Here is a 20942-nt window from a genome sequence, read left to right on the forward strand (position 1 = left end):
GGTCCGGACGGCAGGGCCGTGCCGCCGGGGGCTGAGCGCTCCCGGGTGACTGACTGAGCATCCCCGCGGCCACCGGCCTAGGCTCGAGGGATGCATACACGCACTATCGGCAACCCCACCGTCGGCGAGCACCAGGTCGGCGCGATCGGCCTCGGGCTGATGACCTTCGACCAGAGCGGGGAGCAGCCCCGTGAGCAGCTCCTCGACACCGTGCGCGCGGCGCTCGACGCCGGCGTGACCCTCTTCGACACGGCGGACGCCTACGGCCCGGGCGACAAGGGAGCCGCCGCCCAGGGCGAGAACGAGCGCCTCATCGCCTCGCTGATGGACGAGCTCGGCGTGCGCGACCAGGTGCTGCTCGCGACGAAGGGCGGGCACGTGCGCACCGACGGCGGCGACTGGGCGACCGACAGCAGCCGCAGCCACCTCACCTCGGCGGTGGACGCCAGCCTCGACCGGCTCGGGGTCGAGCAGATCGCGCTCTGGCAGCACCACCGGCCGGACCCCGACACCTCGGACGAGGAGACCTTCGCCACGCTCAAGGAGATCGCCGACTCCGGCAAGGTCGCGATGGTCGGGCTGTCGAACGCGGACCCCGCCCAGATCCGGGCGGCGCACGAGATCCTCGGCGACGCGCTGGTCAGCGTGCAGAACCAGTTCAGCCCGAAGTTCCGCAGCAGCCACCCCGAGATCGAGGTGTGCGAGGAGCTGGGCCTGGCCTTCCTGCCCTGGTCGCCGCTGGGCGGGCTCAACGACGCCAAGCAGCTGGCCGACCACCACCCGGCCTTCGCCGAGGTCGCCCAGGAGCGCGGTGTGAGCCCGCAGCAGGTGGCGCTGGCCTGGGAGCTGGCGCAGTCGCGGGTGGTCATCCCCATCCCCGGGGCCAAGCGGCCCCAGTCGGTGCAGGACTCGGCCGCAGCGGCCGACCTGCAGCTCAGCGACGAGGAGCTGGCGCGCCTCGACGGCTGACCGGGACGGCGCTCAGCGGCGCGCGGCTTCGTACCTGCTGAGCGCCTCCTTGCGTTCCTCGGCGTGATCGACGATGGGCTTCGGGTAGTCGTGCTCGTAGCCGTCGTCGGCCTTCCACGGCTGGTGGGCCGACTTGCCGGAGAGGTGGCGCAGCTCCGGCACCCAGCGCCGCACGTAGTCGCCGCTCGGGTCGAACTTCTCCCCCTGGGTGACCGGGTTGAAGACGCGGAAGTAGGGCGAGGCGTCGGTGCCCGTCCCGGCGACCCACTGCCAGCCGTGGTTGTTGCTGGCGATGTCGCCGTCGACGAGCCGGTCGAGGAACCAGCGGGCGCCCGTCGGCCACCAGACGTGCAGGTCCTTGGTGAGGAAGCTCGCGGTGATCATCCGCACCCGGTTGTGCATCCACCCGACCTCGCGCAGCTGGCGCATCCCCGCGTCGACGATCGGGTAGCCGGTCCGTCCGTCCTTCCACGCCTGGATCGCGTCCTGCGGCTCGTCGTAGCGCATGCCGGGCAGCGCGTCGCGCAGGTCGTGCCAGGCGCTGCGCGGGTTCTCCGCGAGGACGTCGCCGTAGAACTCGCGCCACGCGATCTCCTGCTCGAAGGTCTGTGCCCCCTGCGAGCGCTTGTCGGCGAGGTCGGCCAGGATCGTCCGCGGGTGGATGGCGCCGATCTTGAGGTAGGCCGACAGCCGGCTGGTGCCGTCGATGGCCGGCTTGTCGCGGTCGCCGTCGTAGTCGTCGAGCGCCTCGTCGCGGAAGTCGCGCCACCGGGCGAGCGCCGCCTTCTCCCCCGCCTCGGGCATCTGCGGCAGGTCGTCCTCGCCGAGTGCCTTCTCGAGCATGTCGAGCGCCTTCTGGTGGCTGTCGGCCTCGACGAGGTCGAGCGAGCGAGGGTATGCCGCGGGCTCGGGCCACCCGTGCTCGCGCCAGGCGCGGTGGAACGGGGTGTAGACCTTGTAGGGATCCCCGGAGCCGTTGCGCACCAGGCCCGGGCCGACGGCATACGGCGTGCCGGTCTCGACCCACTCGACGTCCTTGCCGGCCAGCGCGTCCTGCACCTTCTTGTCGCGGCGCCGACCGGAGGGGGTGACCTCGCGGGTGACGTGCACCGAGCCGGCCCCGACCTCCGTGGCGACCGCGGGCACGACCTTGGCGGGGTCGCCGTGCCGGATGACGAGGCGCCCGTCGAAGCCCTCCTGGGCGGCCTGCAGGCTCGCGGCGAGCCAGGCGCGCCGGACCGGGCCGCCGCGCTCCCAGAGGTAGGGGTCGACGACGAAGATCACGCAGACGGTGCCGTCGTCGGAGGCGTCGCGGGCGGCGAGCAGGGCGGGGTGGTCGCCGCGGCGCAGGTCGCGCCGCAGCCAGAGCAGGGCGGTCATGTCGTCACCGGTGCCGAGGTCATGACTCGACCCTAGATCGGCTCACCGACAGTGGCGACTCGCGCGCAGGCAGGATGCGGGGGACCTGCGAGGACGGCATAGTGGCCCCATGAAGATCGCCGTGCCGACCGAGGTCAAGAACAACGAGTTCCGGGTGGCCATCACCCCGGTGGGGGTGGACGAGCTGGTCCGCCGGGGGCACGAGGTCTTCGTCCAGCAGGGGGCGGGCATGGGGTCCTCCATCAGCGACGAGGAGTACGTCGCGCAGGGCGCGACCATCGTCGAGGGTCCGGACGCGACGTGGGCGGCCGGTGAGATGGTGCTCAAGGTCAAGGAGCCGATCGAGAGCGAGTACGCCTACCTCCGCGACGACCTGCTGCTCTTCACCTACCTGCACCTGGCGGCCGACGAGCCGCTGACCCGGCGCCTGGTGGAGGCGGGCACGACGGCGGTGGCCTACGAGACGGTGCAGCTGCCCAGCGGCATGCTTCCGCTGCTCTACCCGATGTCCGAGGTCGCCGGCTGCCTCGCGCCGCAGGTCGGGGCGCACACGATGATGAAGGCGCAGGGCGGGCGTGGCGTGCTCATGGGCGGCATCGGCGGTGTCGCGAACGCGAAGGTGCTGGTGCTCGGTGGCGGTGTCGCGGGGCAGAACGCCGCCAACATCGCTCTCGGCATGGGCGCCGACGTCACCATCCTCGACACCGACCTCGACAAGCTGCGCACCCTCTTCTGGCGCTTCGACAACCGGGTCCGCCAGCTCGCGTCCAACCACCTGACGATCACCGAGCTCGTGCCGCAGGCCGACATGGTCATCGGCACGGTGCTCATCCCCGGCGCCAAGGCGCCCAAGCTGGTCACCGACGACATGGTCGCCACGATGAAGCCGGGCTCGGTGCTCGTGGACGTCGCCATCGACCAGGGCGGCTGCTTCGAGGGCTCGCGCCCCACCACGCACGCCGAGCCGACCTTCCCCGTGCACGACTCGCTCTACTACTGCGTCGCCAACATGCCCGGCGCCGTCCCCCACACCTCCACCTGGGCGCTCACCAACTCCACCCTGCCGTATGCCGTGCAGCTCGCGGACAAGGGGTGGGAGCAGGCCTTGCGCGACAACGCCTCCCTGGCGAAGGGGCTCAACACCCACGCGGGCCAGCTGACCTACGGCGCTGTGGGAGAGGCGTTCGGTATGGAGTCGGTCACCGTCGAGGAGGTGCTCGGCTGAGGCTGGGCGCCTGGGCCACACCTCTCTGGGATATGTAGGTGCTCGCGCAGCTCCATCGGATGGCAGCGGTTGGGGCTGCGCACCCCAGGTGTCATCTGATCGTGCAGCAGTCCCAACTAGTGCCATCTGGCCGATTCGCGGGCTGCTGCGCGGTGGTCGGCCGCGCCGCTGGCGACGGCGATGACCAGGTCGTACGCGTCGTCGTCGGGTGCGTGCAGATCGATGTCGTTGAGTCCGTAGAACACGACTACGGCGAGCCATCCCAGGCGCTTGTTGCCATCGACGAGCGGGTGGTGGACGACGATGGACTCCAGCAGCGCGCCCGCCTTGACGTCGATGTCGGGGTAGGCGTCACGTCCGAAGACACTGGAGCTGGGGCGGTGGGCCGCCGAGTCCAGCAGGCCAAGGTCCTGGATCGGACCTACGCCCAGGTCCGTTGCCAGGGTGAGCAGGTCCTCGGTCGTCAGGTACTCCAAGGATCAGCGCCCCAGACGCTCGAGCAGGTCGGCGTACCGCTCTCGGCCCCGTGCGGACAGCTCGCGTACCTGCTCCTCATGCCCGCGCCGTGCAGCCGCCTCCCGGATCGCCCGGACGGTCGCCTCCTGCTTGCTCACACCCTCAGCCTCGGCCAGAGCCGCCAACGCTCGCTCATCGTCTGGAGACAGTCGCAGAGTCATCGCCATGCGGCCGTGGTACCACTTTGGTATCTAGCGCTCTTGCCAACGTTCATGCAGTGGGCTGCCACCCGTCGCGTCGGGAGGCGGACGGAACTGGCCGCTTCCTACACTCTTCCCGTGAACGGACAACTGGCCCTCGTAGCGGCGCTGGCAGCGATCGGAGGGCGCTGGCTCCGGGGAGGTGCGAGTGCACCCATACCCGACTTGTCGGGCGGCAACTCAGCCTTCCAGTACGTGGGGTCGTTCACCGCCACACTGCCCCCGCGCGGCTTCCTGAGGCGCACGTCGGTGGCGACGGGTCCCGAGGAATGGCTCACCGGCCTTCAGTCCCGGGGAGTCACGGATCTCTCGTTGGTCACCGACCTGCCCACCACAGGTCCACTGCCTGCGCATGTCGCCTCGGGATTCTCCAACTCCGGCACCTGGGCCCTCCTCGCCACGGGCACGTCAGCGCCGACGCTATGGGCGTTCGGCTGGCAGGTCGGCGACCGCACCGCCCCGGACTCCCGGATCTGGTCAGTGTCTGCGCACGGCTCGTCGGCGGAGGGCCTCGGAGCACCACGGGTCGGCGTGACAGAGGCCAGGACGGCGCTACGGGTCGCGCTGCACGCCATCGGGGGCTTCGCCCAGCAGTTCGACGAACTCCACAGGTGGGCGTCGTGGTTCACGAAGGCCGAGAGCCTCCTCACCGACCCGACCCCGGTTGCCCCCTACCACCAGGACCTGCTTCCGCCCGATGCCGACCTCGAGCGTCGCCAGCTGGCAGCCGCGGTCGTGCAGGGTTGGGTGTTCGGCGGGATGGGGTCGTGGAACGACGGCGGACCTGTGGATCGCGGGGCGCAGCGAGAGTACGAGCGCGTCGGCGCGCACTTGTACTCCGCTCTGCTGACCGCGCTTCCGGCCGCGACCAACGGTGCGTGACGCCCGCCCTGCCTCGCCCGGAGGTCACGCCGCGACGAGCAGCAGTCCGCCCCTCAGAGCTTCTCGAGCTTGTGGAACGGGCTCGGGATGCGCATCGTGCGAGTGCCGAAGTTCACCGTGACCGCCGCGCTCTCCGTGCCCACGACACGTCCTAGACCCAAGGCCTGGTGCGAGACCCGGTCGTCGACCTCGAAATGCTCGATGTCCGGCTCGACCCGTGGCTTGAAGGGGCTGGAGGCAAGGTGGCGCCGCTGGGATCCGGACCGGGTTGATGTGATCACCCCTCAGTATGCGCCCCCAGAGCCATGCCAGCCACACCCGCTGCTCACGGTGCGTCCAGGGCGCGGGGCCGGCTCGTGGTTGCCCTGCCGTGGCAGGTGGCGACGGAGGGCGTCACCGGCCCGCGGGTCCCTCTTCGGGCTCGCGGATGAGCCGCAGGTGGCGCTGCAGCCAAGGGCGGGCCTCCTCGAGCACCGCGTCCAGGCCGCGCACCGCTGGGTCGGGGTAGAACCCAGAGGTGTCGTTGGCGCGGTAGTAGAGGCCGGCTGGACGGTCGGCACCGTCGACCTCGTGCGGCCACGGGAGATAGATGACGGTGACCGGTTCGCCCTCGAGGTCGACCTCCCGGCTGCGGGGGGCCTCCTGCTCCGTGGGGAAACTCAGGATGGTGGCATCCTCGTCCCCGGTCCCTGGGCCCTGCTCCGTCATGTCGTTCACCGTACCGCTCCGGTGAGGGTCCCGCCGGATGCTGCCGGCCCAGTTGCGGGTGGGGAACCGCATGGCCAGGATGAGCATCCAGGACGACGTGAGTCTGCTGCGAGCACGGCGTAGGACAGGGACGACCAGGGAGGCCGACGATGCGCTGCTACCGACGTGTGCTCTCGGTCGTTGTCCTCGTCTGTGCTACTGCTTGCTCCGAGTCGGAGGGGCAGGACTACATGCTCGACACCCACTGCGGGATCGACGAGCTCCACGTCGAAGGACAGTGGTACGAACGCGCTCAGGGTCTTCTCGATGACGGCTCCGGGAACCCGCCCGACGATTGGGACAACCCGGAACAGACGGGCACCATCACCCGGGTCGACGAGACCACCCTCGTCTTCACCGACGAGGTCGGACACCGAGAGGAGTTCGTCCTCCGTCCGGGGGCGAGCGAAGCCAAGCGGGCCTGCGACTGAGCGAGCATCGCCGTGTGCCGCTCGGTCCTCTCAGGCAGCCAACATCCCTCGCGCGTATGCCCCTGACCGCTCGTCTGCGGCATCGCCAGCGCGCACGATCAGCCGAGGGAGGACCCACCAGCGAGGTCGACGTCGACCTCGAGAAGGACGCCGGTGCGCTGTTCTGTCCTCCGTCCCCGAGGGAAGAGGTCTCGATCACGACTCAAGCCACACTGCTCGACCTCCTCGTACCGTGCGCTCGGGGACTCGAACACCCACGTCCCGTCCCCGGCGGGGTCCTGGACGTACCGGCGGTGCTCGGTCCACATCCGGACCACGACCCCCGTCGTCCTCGGCCAGTCAGGCGGGGCGACGTAGGTGTCGAGCGACAGCACCCCGGTCACCACCCCAGGACCAGGGTCCATCTGCTCAGGCCATTCGCAGTAGACCGGGACCGGGCCGATGTCCAGGCGGTAGGCGTGGTAGCCCGACGCCAACCCCTCCCACGGCTTCAGCGGGGTCACGACGGCCTCGTACGTCGCCCGCAGGCCAGCGGGCCGACCCTCGTCATCGTCGAGCACCAACCATTCCGAGAACGAGTCCCCCACGGCCACCCCGTAGCCGCGATCACCCAGGACCCACTCCTCACAGTGCACCCTCAGCCGCATGACAAGACTCTGCCACGTCGGTGGACGTGCCGCCCCCGTCCGGGACCGCTACGGTCCACGTCATGGCCGACTACCCGCAGCTGCTGCATACCGTCCTCGACACCCCTGAGGTGCGACAGCTGGCCGAGTTCTACCGCCGGCTGCTCGGTCTGCAGTACCGGCCCGGCGACGAGCCCCCGGCGGACGAGAGCGATGACGCCGACTGGTTGGTCCTCACCGACGCGCAGGGCAACCGCACCCTGGCCTTCCAGGAGGTCGACCGCCTCGAGCGGACGACGTGGCCGCGGCCCGACGTACCGATGCAGATGCACCTGGACCTCACGGTGCCCGACCGTGAGACCCTCGAGACGCAGCACCGGCGGGCTCTCGACCTGGGCGCCGAGCTCCTCCTCGACCGCACCGACGACCCGGACGAACCGTTGTACGTCTACGCCGACCTCGCCGGTCACCCGTTCTGCATCTTCGTCGCCTGACAAACGGAACCGTCAGCGCGCCCCGCCGCCCACGGCGAAGGAACGGCCTCGGTCGCCGTAGGTCACGCGGCGCAGCACCACCTCCGCCGGGCCCGGACGGCCGGCGCGGTCCAGCCAGGCGCACAGCCCCACCGAGGCCAGCCAGATGAGGATCGCGATCGCCGCCGCACCCGCCGACCCGATGCGCCCGCCGACGCCGAGCCCCCAGGCCGCCATCAGGGGCGCCATGACGACCGACTGCCAGAGGTATGCCGACAGCGAGCGACGACCCACCGCCGCCAGCGCCCCTGTCACGGGCCCCGGCGCAGCCCCTTCTGCAGCCTCGCCTGCGGCGTCCGGCTCGGTCGCCCCGGACCGGGTCTGCAGGCGCGCGGCGACCAGGCCGAAGACGGCGGCATACCCGAGGCCGCCGGCCAACCCGGTGAGCATCTGCACGCCGATGAACATGAAGCTGAGCTCCGGAGTCAGCCAGACCCCGGTGTGGACCAGCATCAGCGGGACCCCGCCCAGCCAGGCCACGGGCAGCCCGACCAGAGCGGTGCGACGCAGCCGGGGCACGTGGTCCGCAGGACGGTCCAGCACTCCCTCCCGCGCCCACAGCCACCCGGTGAGGATCGCGGCCGGCACGCTGAACGAGAAGGCGGTGAACCCGAGGATGAAGGCGTACTCGCTGAGCCGCGGCAGGACCGACGCGGCGTAGGACGAGATCCCGTTCGCGTCCGTCGTCGCCGGCATCCACACCGCGGTGTCCCACGACTCCTGCGGCAACGACAGCAGCGAGACGCCAGATGCCACCGTGAACGCGGCGAAGAGTGCGAGCAGGCCCACCAGCACGCCGCGGACGACCTTGATGGCGCGGGTGCTGCGCCAGAAGAGCAGCGGCACGAGCACCAGCCCGAGGATCCCGTACGGCCCGAGCACGTCGCCGTACCAGAGGAGCGCCGCGTGCATCGTGCCGATGACGACGAGCGCGACGTGCCTGCGCCGGAGCATGGCCCGGAAACCGGCCAGGGGCGTGCCGCGGGCCTCCTGCGCGCGGGCGAACTGCACCATCCCGTAGCCGAAAAGCAGCGCGAACATCGGCAGCGCCCGCGCGTCGACGAGCACGATCATCAGCGTCTGCACCACCCGGTCCACCCCCGTCGCGCCGACCGGGTGGCCGACCGACAACCCGTGCTGAACGCCGTAGAGGAACCACGGGATGTTGGCCAGCACGATCAGCAGCAGCATGAAGCCCCGCGCCAGGTCCGGGGCCAGGGCCCGCGGTGGCCCCACCCGAGCGGTGTCGGCCACCCGCACCGAGTCTGGTGTGTCCGTCATGCGTCTCAGCGTGGCAGCGGCGGCGACCGCCCGGGACTGACGTCTGTCACGACCTCGACAGCGCAACCGCGCCGACCTGGCGGGTCGCCAGAGGCCGGTCCCAGCGTGGCCGTCAGAGCACGCGCTCGAAGAGGTGGAACTGGTCGAGGTCGGTGCCCTCGTAGTGCAGGGTGTGGACGCCCAGGTCGGTGAAGCCGCACCGGGGGTAGAGAGCTCGAGCGGCGGCGTTCTCGACGTAGGTGTCCAGGCGGACCGCGCGGCACCCCTCGCCTCTCGCCACCTCCAGGGCGGCGTCGACGAGGAAGCGCGCGACCCCCTGACGCAGGAAGGCGGGACACACCCCCAGGGCGTGCACCACGAGCACCTGCTCGGGCGGCGCGTCGACGGCCCAGGGCGCCTGCCGGTAGGCGTCGGGAGCGTCGTGGTTCAGCGCGACGACGCCGGCGACCTGCTCGCCACTCGGGTCGAGGGCCAGGTACAGCTGGCCGGCGTCGACCCACCCCCGGACCTCGGCCTCGCTCGGGCGGTTCTCGGTGTGCCAGTGCGGGAAGTCCGCGGTCGCGGCCAGGTGGTCGATGATCTGCCGGTATGCGTCCAGCGCCGCCGCGGTGTCAGCCGGCCCCGCCACACGGAAGTCCCAGCTGACCGGCACGTCGCGCTCACCCACCCGTGCACCGTGACCGGAGCGAGCTGGCCCTCACGACGCCTGGGGGCCGGCGATGTTGACCATCCAGGACACGCCGAACTCGTCGACGAGCATGCCGAAGGTGTCGCCCCACATCTGCGGCTCCAGCGGCATGGTCACCTCGCCTCCGCGCGCGAGACCGTCCCAGTAGCCACGCAGCTCCGCCTCGTCGTCCCCGCTGAGGCTGAGCGAGACGTTGCCGTCGGAGCCGGCCGCGGGCATACCCGGAGGCGTGTCCGAGGCCATGAGGACGAGACCGGCGGGAGTGACGAGCTGCGCGTGCATGATGCCGTCCGAGCCCTCGCCCTCCATGCCGTACTCGCCGAAGCTGTTCATCGTCAGGTCACCGCCGAAGACCTGCTGGTAGCGCTCCATCGCCGTCTTCGTGGTGCCGGCGAAGGAGATGTAGGGGTTGAGCGTGGACATGCCGAGACCTCCTGGGTCGCTGACGGCTCCTCCGTCAGGGTGAGGGCAACCTACTCCGGGCCCCCGACAGGGTCGACCGCGTCGCGTCAGGGGGTGTCGGTGTCCCGGGCGTCCTCGTCCAGGCCCGAGCGGTCGGGGGAGTCGACCTCCCCGATGTGGACCAGCGCGTCACCCCGGTTGACCAGCGGCGCCTCGGCGCGGCCGATGACGACGCCGTCGCGGTCGGCCTTGACGATGGCCAGCCGCTTGCCGAAGGAGTTGAACAGCTCGCCGAGCTTCTCGCCCTCGCTCACCCGCTGCCCCAGCGCGACGTCCATGTGCACGATGCCGGTCCGGCGTGCCCGCACCCAGCCGCTGCGCCAGCAGATGTCGCTGGGGCTCTCGGCCGGGTCGACGGTGACCTCCTCGGGGTCGATCATCCCGAGGTGCGCCAGCACCCGCAGGACCCCGTCCACCCCCGCGACGATCGCCCACTCGTCGAAGCGCCAGGCCTCGCCGCCCTCGTAGAGCAGCACCCGGGCACCCCGCTCGCGGGCGGCATACCGCAGCGAGCCGTCCCGGAGCTTGGCGTGGTAGGCCACCGGCGCGCCGAAGGCCTCGGCGAGCGCCCGCGTCTGCTCGTCCTCGAGGTCGCAGCGGATCTGCGGCAGGTTGGAGCGGCGGTCGGCGCCGGTGTGCAGGTCGATGCCGACATCGGAGGGGCCGATGACCTCGGTCATCATCAGGTGCGCGATGCGGCCGGCGAGCGACCCGCGGGCCGACCCGGGGAAGCTGCGGTTGAGGTCGCGCCGGTCGGGCAGGTAGCGGTCGCCCGACATCACGCCGAGCACGTTGACGATGGGCACGGCCAGCACGGTGCCCCGGATGGTCTTGGGGTCCAGCCGGGCCAGCACCCGCCGCACCACCTCGATGCCGACGACCTCGTCGCCGTGGATCGCGGCGGAGAGCCACAGGGTCGGGCCGTCCTCGTGGCCGTGCAGCACGTGCACCGGCAGGCTCACCTCGGCCCCGGTGACCAGGCGCGAGATCGGCAGCGACACCTCGCGACGGCTGCCCGTCCGCACCTTGACGGTGCCGATGGGGAAGGAGGGCCGCAGCTGGCGGGAACGCCGGGCCGGGGTCCGCGCGGCGGCTCCGCCGACAGCGTCCGGGCCGCCGTCGGTCCTCGCCGCGCTCACCGCTTGCCCCAGTTGCGCCGCCGCACGGCCCGGTCGGGCCGCCCGCCCGCATAGCTCAGCGCCGGGTCCACGAGGAACCCCTGCACCAGCGCCTCCCGCCCCACGAGCATCCGGAAGCCCATCTCGTCACGATCGGTCAGCGTGACCTCGGCCCGCACCTCACGGCCACCGAGGACCAGGGGGAGGAGCACGACATACCTCTGCTCCTCGTGCCCGGAGGACGAGCGGACCGAGCGCGAGTCGTGCACCGGCAGCTCGACGGAGACGGAGTCCTCGGCGCTGGCCTGCCAGGGGTGGACGCTGAAGCTCACCCAGTCGCGTCCACCGCGGTCGAAGCCGCGCAGGTCGAAGGCGTGGATCGCCGAGGTCTTGGCGCCGGTGTCGATCTTCGCCTTGATCCACGGGACGTCGATCTGCGGCATCTGCACCCACTCCCGCCACCCGACGACCCTCTGGTCTGTGGTGAGATGGTCTGGCCCTGTCACCCGCACATCCTCTCAGGACGCCTCGATGAAGCTCGCCATCCTGTCCCGGTCCCTGCGCGCCTACTCCACGCAACGGCTGCGGACCGCCGCGCTCGAGCGCGGGCACCAGGTCAAGGTCCTCGACACCCTGCGCTTCGGCATCGACCTGTCCGGGGACGAGCCCGACCTGCACTTCCGCGGGCGTCCGCTGTCGACGTACGACGCGGTCCTGCCCCGCGTCGGCGCGTCGGTGACCTACTTCGGGACGGCGGTGGTGCGCCAGTTCGAGCAGATGGACGTCTACACGCCCAACACCGCCAACGGCATCATGAACAGCCGCGACAAGCTGCGCGCCACGCAGATCCTCTCGCGGCACAACATCGGTATGCCGGCCACCGCCTTCGTGCGCAACCGCGCCGAGATCCCGCACGCCATCGAGATGGTCGGCGGGGCCCCGGTCGTCGTCAAGCTGCTCGAGGGCACCCAGGGCATCGGCGTCATCCTCGCCCCGACGATGAAGGTCGCCGAGGCCATCATCGAGACCCTGCACGGCACCAACCAGCAGGTGCTCATCCAACGCTTCGTCAAGGAGTCGAAGGGCAAGGACGTGCGAGCCCTCGTCGTCGGCGACCGGGTCGTCGCGGCGATGCGGCGGCGCGCGCAGGGCGATGAGTTCCGGTCCAACGTGCACCGCGGCGGGAGCGTGGAGCGCGTCGAGCTCGACCCGGAGTACGAGGAGATCGCCGTCCGCGCCGCCCACATCATGGGCCTGCGGGTCGCCGGCGTCGACATGCTGGAGGGCAACGACGGCCCCCTCGTCATGGAGGTCAACTCCTCCCCCGGCCTGCAGGGCATCGAGGCCGCCACCAAGCTCGACGTCGCCGGCGCGATCGTCGACTACATCGCCGACCAGTCCGGCTTCCCCGACATCGACGTGCGCCAGCGGCTCGCCGTGTCGACGGGGTATGGCGTCGCCGAGATCGCGGTCCTGTCCGGGTCCGACATGGTCGGTCAGACGATCGAGGCCTCCGGCCTGTGGGAGAAGGACATCCAGGTGCTGACCCTGCACCGCGGCACCCGGGTGGTGCCGAACCCCGCGGGCGCCAAGGTGCTGGAGGACGGCGACCGGCTGCTGTGCTTCGGCAAGCACGAGCACATGCGCTCGCTCATCCCGGCGCGGTCGCGGCGACCCCGGCGGGTCCGCACGCTGCCGAAGACCCCGATCCTCGAGGACGTGCCCACGGGCTGAGGGACGACGAAGGCCAGGCCCGGGATGCCCGGGCCTGGCCTCGCCGTCTGTGGCTCTTGGCCGTGCTGCCTGTCGGTCAGGCCTTGCCGGCGACCGCGTCCAGGGCCTCGGCGATGGGGGTGGGCCCGCCCAGGAACTCGATCATCCGGCCGGTGAGGTCGTCGCGGTCCAGCGCGAGCGCGAGCAGGGCGGCGACGTCGGCGCGGGGCACGTCACGACCCTCGGCGCCCTCGACCGTGCCGGTGCCGTCGCCCATGACCTCGATCTGGCCGGTGCCGGCGTCCAGGCTCAGGGCGCCCGGGGCGACGATCGTCCAGTCGAGCTGGGAGGAGCGCAGGTGGGCATCTGCGGCGGCCTTGGCCTCGGCGTAGGCGAAGAACGGGTTGTCCTCGGGCACACCGTGGTCGGTGCGGGCGCCCATGTAGCTGACCATGAGGTAGCGCTCCGCGCCGGCCTCCTGGGCGGCGTCCATGGAGCGGATCGCGGCGTCCCGGTCGACGGCGTAGGTGCGGTCCGGGTCACCGCCCCCGGCCCCGGCCGTCCACACGACGGCGTCGTGCCCGCGGAGCACCTCGACGAGCTGCTCGCGGCTCATGGTCTCGATGTCCGCGACGACCGGTCGCATGCCGGCGGCCTGGACGTCGGCCTCGTGGTCCGGGTTACGGACCACCGCGTCGACGTCGTGCCCGGCCAGCAGGGGGCCCAGCTGCAGGGCGATCTTGCCGTGTCCTCCGATGATGGCGATACGCATACCGGGGCCAACACCGCGGCGGCCGGTGCTGTTCCGTTCGGTGCTGCCCCTTCTGCAGCGACCCCATCGCAGCTGTCCGTCCGGTGCCGTTGCCTCAGCCGGCGGGGCGGGCGAGTCCGGCCCGCGCCGAGCGCATCATCAGCGCGTGGTTGGCGCGCAGCGCCCAGCGGGCCGGCGGCAGGGCGGCGAGGTGGCGCACCCCGGGCTTGGCCAGCAGCACCCGCTGCTCCCAGACCATCCGGCACCCGCCGGGGGCGGGCGCGACGTGCACCTCGACATACCCCTGCAGGTCACCCTCGATGCCCACCCGCAACCGCCCCGCCTGCCGGTCCTCGTGCTCGCGGACGAGGACGAGGTCCAGCGGGACGGGCAGGAGGCTGCGGGCCCGGACCCGAGCCCGGTCCGAGCTGAGCTGCTCGACCGAGCGCACCTGCCGCCACCACGTCGGGTAGGCCGCGAGGTCGACGAGCCGGTCGAGCACCGCCTCGGGAGCGACGGGCAGCGTCCAGTCCTCGCGGAAGGTGAACCAGCGGCCCCGGTCGGGGGTCTGGGGTGGTGTCGGCACACCTCCATCCTCGCGCAACCGGCCGGGGCCCCCGGGGGTCAGACGTGGCCGAAAGTTCATGGTCGCCGCCCCGTGACCTGCCTAGCGTCGTGGGTGTTCGACCGGCGGACCGTCCGCCGCAACGACCAGAGGAGAACGTCATGACCGCCGTCACCGCCGAGTCCATGCGGACTCACCACCCCGCACCGCTGGCCAGCCAGATCCGCTCGGAGACGCCACCCGGCCGCCGGCCGCTCACCCTCGCGGAGCGCACGCTGGCCATGATGCTGCTCATCAGCACCAGCCCCGCGTCCGCCATGGAGTCCCTCCAGGAGCGTCGCCGCAACAGTGCCGGCCCGATCGTGGTCATCTTCGTCGTCGCCATCGCCGTGCTCCTGGTCCTGGCCGCGGCGATGTCCGTCGCCGTGGTCATCTACTGCGCCAACAAGGCCATGGACTTCGAGTGGTTCGTCAAGACGAGCTGGTTCGAGGTCAAGATCGCCTGCAGCACCTGAGCACGCCGCTGCCGCCCAGCCCTCGTCCGACCCTCGTTCCGCCAGCAAGGAGGAGACAATGACCACCATGGTGGGATCACCCTCAGACAGCAACGGCGCCCTGATGCGGCGCACCGTCGGCTTCAGCGCCCTCGGGGCCCTGGCCGGCTTGCTCCTGGGCGTCGTGGTCACCCTCGGCATCGCCCTGTGGGGTATGTCGCAGGTGTCCAGCCAGGGCGGGTCCGTGGACCTGCTGCCGATCATCGAGCTGCAGCGCAGCGCCGCCGGGGACGTGACGGCACAGTCGGGCAACGGCATCGTCGTGCTCCCGCTGGCCGGCATCCTGCTCGGCACCGCGAGCGGGCTGCTGCTGGGGTTGCGTCGTCCCCGATGAACCCCCGCGGACCGGCGGGCCACCCGGGCGGCACCACGCACCGCCCGGGTGGCCTGCTGCGCCGGTGTGCGGGGCCGCCGCTCCGGGTGGCGGCGCTGCTCGCACCGCTGCACCTGCTCGCCGGCTGGGTGCTGCACCCCTTCCTCGGCGCCGGCCCGGCCCTGCTCTGCGCGGCTGCGGCGCTGACCTATCCCACGTCCTACCTGGCCCACGAGATGGGTCACGTGCTCGCCTACCGTCGCCTCGCCCCGCCCGGTGCCGCGGCGGCGCTCGCCGCCCCGCAGCGGTGGACCGTCGTCATCGAGAGAGACCGGTTGCCCCGGCGCGAGGACGTGCTGGTCACCCTCGCCGGCCCCCTGGCAGGCGGCCTCACGTGCCTGGCCCCGCACGCCGTGGCCGCGCTGCTGGGTGCCGGCGTCGAGGTGCACCTGGCCCTGCTGCCGGGGACAGCCAGCCTGGTCCAGCACGTGGGCTCGCTCTCGGGGGGCGCGGCCGACCGCCAGGCCCTCGTCGCGGCGCTGCGCGAGCCCGAGCACCCCGTCGCCGTGCCGCGGCAGCCCGGGCACCCCGTGGCGCCACACCTCCCGACCCAGATGCGAGGAGAACCGTCATGACCCCCGACCAGCCCCTCCACCCGTCCGGCGCCCGCACCGGCCTCACCGTCGAGGCGGTGACCAGCGGGTACCGCTCCGGGCCGGACGTCGTCCACGAGGCGTCGTTCCGGGCCCCCGCCGGCCAGATCACCGCCCTGGTCGGCCCGAACGGCTCCGGCAAGTCGACGCTGCTGCACACGGTGCTCGGCCTCGTCCCGGCCCGGTCCGGGCGCACCCTGCTGGACGGGAGCGACCTGCGACCGCAGGTCTCGGAGGCGGTGGGCTTCTGCGCCGACGACCTGCCGCTGCCGGAGCTGCTGACGGGCGTGGAGTACGTGCAGACCATGGCCCAGCTGCGGGGCCGTCACGTCTCCCAGGTCGAGATCGGCGAACACTTCGAGGCGTTGCGGATGGGCTCGGCCACCGACCGGCTGCTGGGGACCTACAGCCACGGGATGAAGCGCAAGGCGCAGCTCGTCGCGAACCTGCTGCACATGCCCTCGCTGCTCATCCTGGACGAGCCCTTCCGCGGCCTCGACCCGGAGACCACGGCGCTCCTGCGGCGGGTGCTCACCGACACCGCGGCGGATGGCCGAACGATCCTGGTCTCCACCCACGACCTCGGCGCGGTGGCCTCCTTCTGCGACCGGGTCACGGTGCTCAGCGACGGCGTGGTGGTCCTGGACGAGGAGGTCGGCGCGCTGCGAGAGGCCGCAGGTCGCGACGAGCGCTTCCTGGAGGACGCCTTCCTCGAGGCGACCGGCTTGCGGAGCGCCGTCGAGGAGTCCGCGCAGCGCGCGGCCACCCTGCTGCGAGGCGGCACCCGATGAGTGCCACCCTGCTGCTGGTCCGCGCCGAGAACCGCCAGCTGCGCCACCACGTGCAGCGCCGGCTCCCGTCCCGGGCCGCCTTCCCCGCTCTGCTGGTGACCGTCGCGGCAGCGGCGACGTCGCTGAACCTCATGGTGTACCTGATGCTGCGGGAGGCGCTCACCGGCGTCCAGTCGACCCTCGCGGGCAGCGACTCCTCGGCAGATCTGCTCCAGCGCGCCGTCTCGGTCCTTCCCTTCGCCCTGGCGCTGGGACCGGCGGCGGCCGTCCTGGTGCTCCACCTGGTCAGCCCGCACGGGTCACCGCTGCTCCTGCACGCTCGGATGGCCGGGGTCAGCCGGCGCGCCTGCGGGGCCGCCCGCTACCTGGGGCATCTCGCGTGGGGGCTCATCCTGGGTCTGGGGCTGCTCCTCGGCGGCGGATGGGCACTGGCCTGGCATCTCTCACCCCGCCCGGCGATGGCCATGGTCGGGATGATCCTGCTCGGCGCCGTGGCGACCGCGGCGGCCACCACCGTCCTCACCCTGACCCAGTCGACCCTGACCCCGGTGCTGCGCTCGGCCGAGGCCACCAGGTCCGTCGGTCTGCTCCTGGTCTGTCTGGCCGTCGGGCTGCTGCTGGCCGACGTCATGCACGCCGTCACCGGCTCCGGCTCCGGCTCGGTGGTGCTCGCCGTCTCCGGACTGTGGGGAGGGCCGCTGCCCGACCACCCGGGCGCGCACCTGGTCCTCGTCGCGACGACGGGTGCCCTGGTCGGGGTGGGACTGCTCGCGGCACGCAGTGACGCCGCCGGCGGGGGGCTCCCCGTCCTCGGCCGCGCGCACAGCGTGCCGCAGACGGGCTACCTGCCGCTCGACCTGACCGCTCGAGAGATCGCCCAGGTGCTCCGTGACCCGGTCACCCGCGTCGCCACCCTCACCACGATCTTCGTGGCCGGGCTGGCGGTCCTCGGGGTATTCGCCGTCGACCTGCACCCGGGCGTCGCGGTGCTCCTCGTCGTGCTCCTCACGGCGCTGGGTGCCGAGACGGTCCACGGACGGTCCCGCCAGACCGCCTGGAACCTGCTGCTGGCGGGGGTCTCGCCCGCCCGTGCGGCGCTCATCCGGACGCTGCCCTACCTGCTGCTGCAGGGGTCGCTCTTCCTCGTCCTCTTCGCCCCGGTGGCCGTGTCGTTCGGGGGTCCGCTGGCCTGGGCCGAGGCGGTCAGCCTCTTCGCGCTGACCTTCAGCGTGGCCCTGCTCTCCGGCACGGTGCTCCCCCTCGACCGGCACGTGCCCACCGGTGTGGCGATCACGTCGGTGCTGACGCTGTCCATCGAGGCCATCGTCATCCTGGCCATCACCGTGCTCCTGCGGCTCGAGGGGCTGGCCCTGGTGCTGGTGGACCTCGGGCTGGCCGTGGGCGTGGCCGCCGTGGCGCTGCGGCTGATGGCCCGCGCCCTGTCACGGATGGACTGACCGGGCCACCCCCGCGGCTCACGACAGGGGTCAGCCCAGGTGGTCGCGGGGCAGCTGGGGCTGGACCAGACCGAGCTCGGTGGACCGGATCAGCAGCTGCACCCGGTCCCGGACCCCCAGCTTGCGGCAGCACGAGGCGAGGTAGCTCTTGATCGCCCCCAGCGAGACGAACATGGCGTCGGCGATCTCCTGGTTGGACATCCCGCGGGCCAGGTGGTCCACGCACTCGCTCTCGCGCTCGCTCAGGCTCTCCCACATGGGGTCCATCGGGGCGGGCGAGGCGACCCGCCTGCCCGCCTCCTCGTCCCGCAGCCGCTGCGCCACCCAGGTGGTGAGGGCGCGCGCCGCCTCTGGGGACAACGGCATACCGTCCTCCAGCACCGCGCGCACCGCCGGGCCGAGCTCCTGGGCGGCCCGGTCCTTGACCAGGTACCCGCTCGCGCCCGCCGCCATCGCCGCGAGCACGGTCTCCTCGGCGCTGAAGGTGGTGAGCGCGAGGACGGGGAGCTCGGGGTCGCTGCGATGCAGCTCGCGGATGGCCTCCACACCATCCAGCCGAGGCATGCCCAGATCCATGAGCACCAGGTCGGGGCGCGTCGCCGCAGCCCGCAGCAGGGCCTCCTCGCCGTCCCCCGCGACGTCGATCCGCGTCACCTCGGGCTGGGCGAGTGTTTCCAGCAGCCGGCAGATGCCGTCGCGGACGGTGGCGTCGTCGTCCACCACCAGCACGCTGATCCCACCCACGACCAGCATGGTATGCCGCCGAGCCCGGGCGTGCGCCGTCGGACACGGGGCATCGTGGCCGAAAGTTCATGGCGCGCCGCGTGCCGGTGCCAGCACGGTGGGTCCATGCGCTCCTCATCCACACCCCGCACCTGGATCCACCGCTTCGCCCACGCCGGGGCCGCCGGCTCGCTGGTCGCGTCGGCGATCGCCGGCCCGGCGCAGACCACGGTCCTCGGCCCGGGGGTGGGTGGGCCCGGTCAGCTGTTCTGCGAGATCTTCGACTTCCTAGACTGTGACTGACGTGACCTCCCCGACTCCGGGAGGCTGACTCCGCACTCCCGGGAAGGAGAGGGCGTGGGCACGCCTGACGCGACCCACCGTCCGCCGCAGGTCGCCGTACGGCTTCCTGCCGTGGCGACCGCCGCGCTGGCCGCTGTCGCCGCCGTCTCGACCGTGGACGACCTGCGGTTCGCCTCCGGCGACCCCGCGAGGGTGCTGGTGCTGGTGCTGGCCGGGCTGTCCCTCGCCTTCGTCGGGCTGACCCCCTGGGCCGGCGTCCCGCTGCTCTGGCTGGCTCTGGTCCTGTCCGCCGTCACCGGGGCAGTCGCACCGGTGCTGCTCCCGGTGGCGCTGGTCACCTGTGTGACCCAGGCGACGGCGCCGCGCTGGCTGTCGCTGATGCACCTCGGTGCCGCGACCGTCGGGGTGCTCGTGACGCTGGCCCGGCACACGGAGCTCAGCACGTCGTCGGCCCTGTGGGGCGCGGCGTTGCTCGTGCTGGTGGCCGCTGCCGTCGGGGAGCTGCTGCGCTGGGTGCTGGTCGCGCGCCGTCAGCAGGCCGTGATGCGCGAGGAGGCGCGGCGCCGGGAGGAGGCGCACCGGGTCGCCGTCGAGCAGGTGCGGCAGCAGGAACGGGCCGCGCTGGCGCGAGCGCTGCACGACGTCGTCGCCAGCGAGCTCACGGTCATCGCCACCAGCATCGGTGCGGCCAGGACCGAGGTCGACCGCGACCGGTGGGAGGAGACGCTGCAGGTGGTGGACGAGGCCTCCTCGGCAGCCCTCCTGGAGCTGCGCGAGCTGCTCGAGGTGGCCACCGACCGTCCGGGCGGTGTGGTGGGCGGCACACCGGGCCACCGCGGTGAGGACGAGGCCCGCGAGCTGCCGTCGGACCGGGTGGCACGCCTGGCGGGGACGGCGCGCAAGCTGGGGCGGGAGGTCGAGCTGCAGCTGGACCCCTCCTCCCGTCTCGACCAGACCCCCGGACCGGGGCCCGAGACGGTGGTGAGAGTGGTGCGCGAGGCGATCACGAACGCCATCCGGCACGCCGGCCCAGGCCCCATCCGGGTCGTCGTGACCGGCTCGGGGGACGGCCCGTCGGGCGAGCTGCGCGTCGAGGTCAGCAGCCCGCTCGCGGAGCCGGGCACGGGGACGCCCTTCGACGACGGCGCCCGTCGTGGCCTGGCCGGGCTGCGCACCAGCGTCGAGGACGCCGGAGGGGAGCTCGGGGCGGGTGCCACCGAGGATGGGAAGTGGCAGGTGCGCGCCCGCGTACCGCGAGACCCCGCCGCAGCGCCGCACGGCCGGCCAGGCTGAGCGAGCGCCACCTTCCGGCTGCACCTGCAGGCCCGTCCGCCTCAGGGGGACACGGCCTCCCGGTAGCGCCGGACCACGAGGTCGCGGAGCAGGTCGTGGGTGCCGAGCGGCCCGGTGGCGAGCGCGCCTCCGGCCTCGGCGACCCGCCGCGCCTTGGTCGCGAACCAGCCCGGCGAGAGCAGGTGGGTCGCCAGCACGATGCGGGTGTGCCCGGCGATCCGCAGCGCGGTGAGCGCGCAGGCCGCGCGCGGTCCGGGGCCGCTCAGGAACGCCGTTGCGGTGGCCGCGCCCAGCCGGGAGCCGACCAGCTCGGCGACCCGGGCGACCTCCGCGCGGGCGGCGTCGACGCTGGAGCCGGCCCCGACCACGAGGACGGCGTCGGCGTCCGGGTCGACCTCGCGGACCCGGTCGGCCAGGGCGTCGACGACCTCGTCGGCGGCCCCGAGGGCCGGGGTGAGGGTCGACCCCGGCAGCGCCTCGAGCGCCGAGGGCACGTCGTGCTTCACGTGGTATCCGGAGGCGAGGAAGAACGGCACGACCACCGGGTCGGTCACGTCGGCCAGCACCTCGTCCAGGGTGGGGCCGCAGACGTCGACGTAGCCGACGCGGGCGGGGACGGGCATACCCAGCGCCGCGGCAGCACCGTCGGCGCACCGTCGCACCACCGCCTGCCCCTCGGCGCTGGCGGTGCCGTGCGCAGCGACGACCAAGGGCCTGCTCGTGCGGTCGCGCGGATCGGTGGTCGAGGCAGCCGGGGTGGCAGCTGGT

General features: G+C 72.5%; 27 protein-coding genes. 13 read left to right on the forward strand and 14 right to left on the reverse strand.

From position 1 onward, the window contains the following. Positions 1–90: 90 nt before the first annotated feature. The gene (locus EUS26_RS02965) at positions 91–969 is read left to right on the forward strand and encodes an aldo/keto reductase (protein WP_130011693.1); all 879 of its coding nucleotides are present in this window, start codon (positions 91–93) and stop codon (positions 967–969) included. A gap of 12 nt (positions 970–981) precedes the next feature. Here the strand turns inward: EUS26_RS02965 and EUS26_RS02970 are convergent, their stop codons facing one another. Then, positions 982–2349 carry a cryptochrome/photolyase family protein gene (locus EUS26_RS02970; RefSeq protein ID WP_130011694.1) on the reverse strand — a complete coding sequence of 456 codons (1368 nt, stop codon included), beginning with the start codon at positions 2347–2349 and terminating at the stop codon, positions 982–984. A 109-nt stretch (positions 2350–2458) separates the two neighbouring features. Between EUS26_RS02970 and ald the strand changes: the two genes are divergently transcribed. Further along, on the forward strand, positions 2459–3574 hold the full coding sequence (ald, locus tag EUS26_RS02975; protein WP_130011695.1) for an alanine dehydrogenase: 1116 nt from the start codon (positions 2459–2461) through the stop codon (positions 3572–3574). A gap of 116 nt (positions 3575–3690) precedes the next feature. On the opposite strand, the gene EUS26_RS02980 is transcribed toward ald, so the two are convergent. Continuing rightward, positions 3691–4050 (reverse strand): type II toxin-antitoxin system death-on-curing family toxin, encoded by a 360-nt coding sequence (locus EUS26_RS02980; RefSeq protein WP_130011696.1) that lies wholly within the window; start codon positions 4048–4050, stop codon positions 3691–3693. A 3-nt stretch (positions 4051–4053) separates the two neighbouring features. Further along, positions 4054–4188, reverse strand: coding sequence for a hypothetical protein (locus EUS26_RS17515; protein ID WP_269087266.1), 135 nt, complete (start codon positions 4186–4188; stop codon positions 4054–4056). Between the two features lie 180 nt (positions 4189–4368). Here EUS26_RS17515 and EUS26_RS02990 point away from each other — a divergent pair, with 180 nt between their 5' ends. Beyond that, positions 4369–5172, forward strand: a complete 804-nt coding sequence (locus EUS26_RS02990) for a hypothetical protein (protein WP_130011698.1) — start codon at positions 4369–4371, stop codon at positions 5170–5172. A gap of 393 nt (positions 5173–5565) precedes the next feature. Here the strand turns inward: EUS26_RS02990 and EUS26_RS03000 are convergent, their stop codons facing one another. Then, positions 5566–5880, reverse strand: coding sequence for a hypothetical protein (locus tag EUS26_RS03000; protein ID WP_130011699.1), 315 nt, complete (start codon positions 5878–5880; stop codon positions 5566–5568). A gap of 167 nt (positions 5881–6047) precedes the next feature. Between EUS26_RS03000 and EUS26_RS03005 the strand changes: the two genes are divergently transcribed. After that, entirely contained in the window at positions 6048–6350 is a 303-nt protein-coding gene (locus EUS26_RS03005; protein WP_130011700.1) for a hypothetical protein, read from the forward strand. Positions 6351–6448: 98 nt separating this feature from the next. Here the strand turns inward: EUS26_RS03005 and EUS26_RS03010 are convergent, their stop codons facing one another. After that, positions 6449–6997, reverse strand: a complete 549-nt coding sequence (locus EUS26_RS03010) for a hypothetical protein (RefSeq protein WP_130011701.1) — start codon at positions 6995–6997, stop codon at positions 6449–6451. A 62-nt stretch (positions 6998–7059) separates the two neighbouring features. On the opposite strand from EUS26_RS03010, the gene EUS26_RS03015 reads away from it, so the two are divergent. After that, the gene (locus tag EUS26_RS03015; RefSeq protein WP_130011702.1) at positions 7060–7470 is read left to right on the forward strand and encodes a VOC family protein; all 411 of its coding nucleotides are present in this window, start codon (positions 7060–7062) and stop codon (positions 7468–7470) included. Between the two features lie 12 nt (positions 7471–7482). Here EUS26_RS03015 and EUS26_RS03020 read toward each other — a convergent pair whose 3' ends face one another. The 5 genes from EUS26_RS03020 to EUS26_RS03040 form a co-directional block, all read right to left on the reverse strand. After that, positions 7483–8790 carry a DUF418 domain-containing protein gene (locus EUS26_RS03020; RefSeq protein WP_130011703.1) on the reverse strand — a complete coding sequence of 436 codons (1308 nt, stop codon included), beginning with the start codon at positions 8788–8790 and terminating at the stop codon, positions 7483–7485. Between the two features lie 112 nt (positions 8791–8902). After that, positions 8903–9457, reverse strand: a complete 555-nt coding sequence (locus tag EUS26_RS03025) for a GNAT family N-acetyltransferase (RefSeq protein ID WP_202865022.1) — start codon at positions 9455–9457, stop codon at positions 8903–8905. Positions 9458–9487: 30 nt separating this feature from the next. After that, on the reverse strand, positions 9488–9901 hold the full coding sequence (locus EUS26_RS03030) for a VOC family protein (RefSeq protein ID WP_130011704.1): 414 nt from the start codon (positions 9899–9901) through the stop codon (positions 9488–9490). Positions 9902–9987: 86 nt separating this feature from the next. Beyond that, the gene (locus tag EUS26_RS03035) at positions 9988–10980 is read right to left on the reverse strand and encodes a succinylglutamate desuccinylase/aspartoacylase family protein (protein ID WP_130011836.1); all 993 of its coding nucleotides are present in this window, start codon (positions 10978–10980) and stop codon (positions 9988–9990) included. Between the two features lie 95 nt (positions 10981–11075). Continuing rightward, positions 11076–11564 carry an ATP-dependent zinc protease family protein gene (locus EUS26_RS03040; protein WP_130011705.1) on the reverse strand — a complete coding sequence of 163 codons (489 nt, stop codon included), beginning with the start codon at positions 11562–11564 and terminating at the stop codon, positions 11076–11078. A gap of 25 nt (positions 11565–11589) precedes the next feature. On the opposite strand from EUS26_RS03040, the gene rimK reads away from it, so the two are divergent. Continuing rightward, a complete protein-coding gene (rimK, locus tag EUS26_RS03045) occupies positions 11590–12792 on the forward strand; it encodes a 30S ribosomal protein S6--L-glutamate ligase (RefSeq protein ID WP_130011706.1) in 1203 nt (400 codons plus the stop codon). A gap of 76 nt (positions 12793–12868) precedes the next feature. On the opposite strand, the gene EUS26_RS03050 is transcribed toward rimK, so the two are convergent. Both EUS26_RS03050 and EUS26_RS03055 read right to left on the reverse strand, forming a co-directional pair. After that, entirely contained in the window at positions 12869–13543 is a 675-nt protein-coding gene (locus EUS26_RS03050) for an NAD(P)H-binding protein (RefSeq protein ID WP_130011707.1), read from the reverse strand. Positions 13544–13637: 94 nt separating this feature from the next. Then, positions 13638–14108 (reverse strand): SRPBCC family protein, encoded by a 471-nt coding sequence (locus tag EUS26_RS03055; protein WP_165368485.1) that lies wholly within the window; start codon positions 14106–14108, stop codon positions 13638–13640. A gap of 140 nt (positions 14109–14248) precedes the next feature. Between EUS26_RS03055 and EUS26_RS03060 the strand changes: the two genes are divergently transcribed. Genes EUS26_RS03060 through EUS26_RS03080 form a run of 5 tightly spaced genes read left to right on the forward strand, consistent with a single transcriptional unit; the run spans position 14249 to position 17855 of the window. Beyond that, positions 14249–14602, forward strand: a complete 354-nt coding sequence (locus tag EUS26_RS03060) for a hypothetical protein (RefSeq protein ID WP_130011709.1) — start codon at positions 14249–14251, stop codon at positions 14600–14602. Between the two features lie 58 nt (positions 14603–14660). Next, positions 14661–14975 carry a hypothetical protein gene (locus EUS26_RS03065; RefSeq protein WP_130011710.1) on the forward strand — a complete coding sequence of 105 codons (315 nt, stop codon included), beginning with the start codon at positions 14661–14663 and terminating at the stop codon, positions 14973–14975. Further along, the gene (locus EUS26_RS03070; protein WP_130011711.1) at positions 14972–15589 is read left to right on the forward strand and encodes a hypothetical protein; all 618 of its coding nucleotides are present in this window, start codon (positions 14972–14974) and stop codon (positions 15587–15589) included. Before EUS26_RS03065 ends, EUS26_RS03070 begins: the two co-directional genes overlap by 4 nt. After that, entirely contained in the window at positions 15586–16398 is an 813-nt protein-coding gene (locus EUS26_RS03075; RefSeq protein WP_130011712.1) for an ABC transporter ATP-binding protein, read from the forward strand. The genes EUS26_RS03070 and EUS26_RS03075 overlap by 4 nt, the downstream gene beginning before the upstream one ends. Further along, the gene (locus tag EUS26_RS03080; protein WP_130011713.1) at positions 16395–17855 is read left to right on the forward strand and encodes a hypothetical protein; all 1461 of its coding nucleotides are present in this window, start codon (positions 16395–16397) and stop codon (positions 17853–17855) included. The genes EUS26_RS03075 and EUS26_RS03080 overlap by 4 nt, the downstream gene beginning before the upstream one ends. Positions 17856–17885: 30 nt before the next feature. Here the strand turns inward: EUS26_RS03080 and EUS26_RS03085 are convergent, their stop codons facing one another. After that, positions 17886–18599, reverse strand: a complete 714-nt coding sequence (locus EUS26_RS03085; protein WP_238148787.1) for a response regulator transcription factor — start codon at positions 18597–18599, stop codon at positions 17886–17888. Positions 18600–18704: 105 nt separating this feature from the next. Between EUS26_RS03085 and EUS26_RS16835 the strand changes: the two genes are divergently transcribed. Continuing rightward, positions 18705–18881 (forward strand): hypothetical protein, encoded by a 177-nt coding sequence (locus EUS26_RS16835; protein ID WP_165368486.1) that lies wholly within the window; start codon positions 18705–18707, stop codon positions 18879–18881. Positions 18882–18935: 54 nt separating this feature from the next. Further along, the gene (locus tag EUS26_RS03090) at positions 18936–20174 is read left to right on the forward strand and encodes a sensor histidine kinase (protein WP_130011715.1); all 1239 of its coding nucleotides are present in this window, start codon (positions 18936–18938) and stop codon (positions 20172–20174) included. Between the two features lie 41 nt (positions 20175–20215). Here EUS26_RS03090 and EUS26_RS03095 read toward each other — a convergent pair whose 3' ends face one another. Beyond that, positions 20216–20884 carry a sirohydrochlorin chelatase gene (locus tag EUS26_RS03095; protein WP_165368487.1) on the reverse strand — a complete coding sequence of 223 codons (669 nt, stop codon included), beginning with the start codon at positions 20882–20884 and terminating at the stop codon, positions 20216–20218. Positions 20885–20942: the final 58 nt, after the last annotated feature.

The sequence above is a fragment of the Serinicoccus sediminis genome, assembly GCF_004153545.1.
GTDB classification, from domain to species: Bacteria; Actinomycetota; Actinomycetes; order Actinomycetales; family Dermatophilaceae; genus Ornithinicoccus; species Ornithinicoccus sediminis_A.

What these genes read in the sequence shown, in the direction of transcription:
- EUS26_RS02965 (WP_130011693.1), top strand. Translation starts at nt 91, where the DNA reads ATGCATACACGCACTATCGGCAACCCCACCGTCGGCGAGCACCAGGTC.
- EUS26_RS02970 (WP_130011694.1), bottom strand. Translation starts at nt 2,349, where the DNA reads ATGACCGCCCTGCTCTGGCTGCGGCGCGACCTGCGCCGCGGCGACCAC.
- ald (WP_130011695.1), top strand. Translation starts at nt 2,459, where the DNA reads ATGAAGATCGCCGTGCCGACCGAGGTCAAGAACAACGAGTTCCGGGTG.
- EUS26_RS03000 (WP_130011699.1), bottom strand. Translation starts at nt 5,880, where the DNA reads ATGACGGAGCAGGGCCCAGGGACCGGGGACGAGGATGCCACCATCCTG.
- EUS26_RS03010 (WP_130011701.1), bottom strand. Translation starts at nt 6,997, where the DNA reads ATGCGGCTGAGGGTGCACTGTGAGGAGTGGGTCCTGGGTGATCGCGGC.
- EUS26_RS03015 (WP_130011702.1), top strand. Translation starts at nt 7,060, where the DNA reads ATGGCCGACTACCCGCAGCTGCTGCATACCGTCCTCGACACCCCTGAG.
- EUS26_RS03020 (WP_130011703.1), bottom strand. Translation starts at nt 8,790, where the DNA reads ATGACGGACACACCAGACTCGGTGCGGGTGGCCGACACCGCTCGGGTG.
- EUS26_RS03030 (WP_130011704.1), bottom strand. Translation starts at nt 9,901, where the DNA reads ATGTCCACGCTCAACCCCTACATCTCCTTCGCCGGCACCACGAAGACG.
- rimK (WP_130011706.1), top strand. Translation starts at nt 11,590, where the DNA reads ATGAAGCTCGCCATCCTGTCCCGGTCCCTGCGCGCCTACTCCACGCAA.
- EUS26_RS03050 (WP_130011707.1), bottom strand. Translation starts at nt 13,543, where the DNA reads ATGCGTATCGCCATCATCGGAGGACACGGCAAGATCGCCCTGCAGCTG.
- EUS26_RS03060 (WP_130011709.1), top strand. Translation starts at nt 14,249, where the DNA reads ATGACCGCCGTCACCGCCGAGTCCATGCGGACTCACCACCCCGCACCG.
- EUS26_RS03065 (WP_130011710.1), top strand. Translation starts at nt 14,661, where the DNA reads ATGACCACCATGGTGGGATCACCCTCAGACAGCAACGGCGCCCTGATG.
- EUS26_RS03070 (WP_130011711.1), top strand. Translation starts at nt 14,972, where the DNA reads ATGAACCCCCGCGGACCGGCGGGCCACCCGGGCGGCACCACGCACCGC.
- EUS26_RS03075 (WP_130011712.1), top strand. Translation starts at nt 15,586, where the DNA reads ATGACCCCCGACCAGCCCCTCCACCCGTCCGGCGCCCGCACCGGCCTC.
- EUS26_RS03080 (WP_130011713.1), top strand. Translation starts at nt 16,395, where the DNA reads ATGAGTGCCACCCTGCTGCTGGTCCGCGCCGAGAACCGCCAGCTGCGC.
- EUS26_RS16835 (WP_165368486.1), top strand. Translation starts at nt 18,705, where the DNA reads ATGCGCTCCTCATCCACACCCCGCACCTGGATCCACCGCTTCGCCCAC.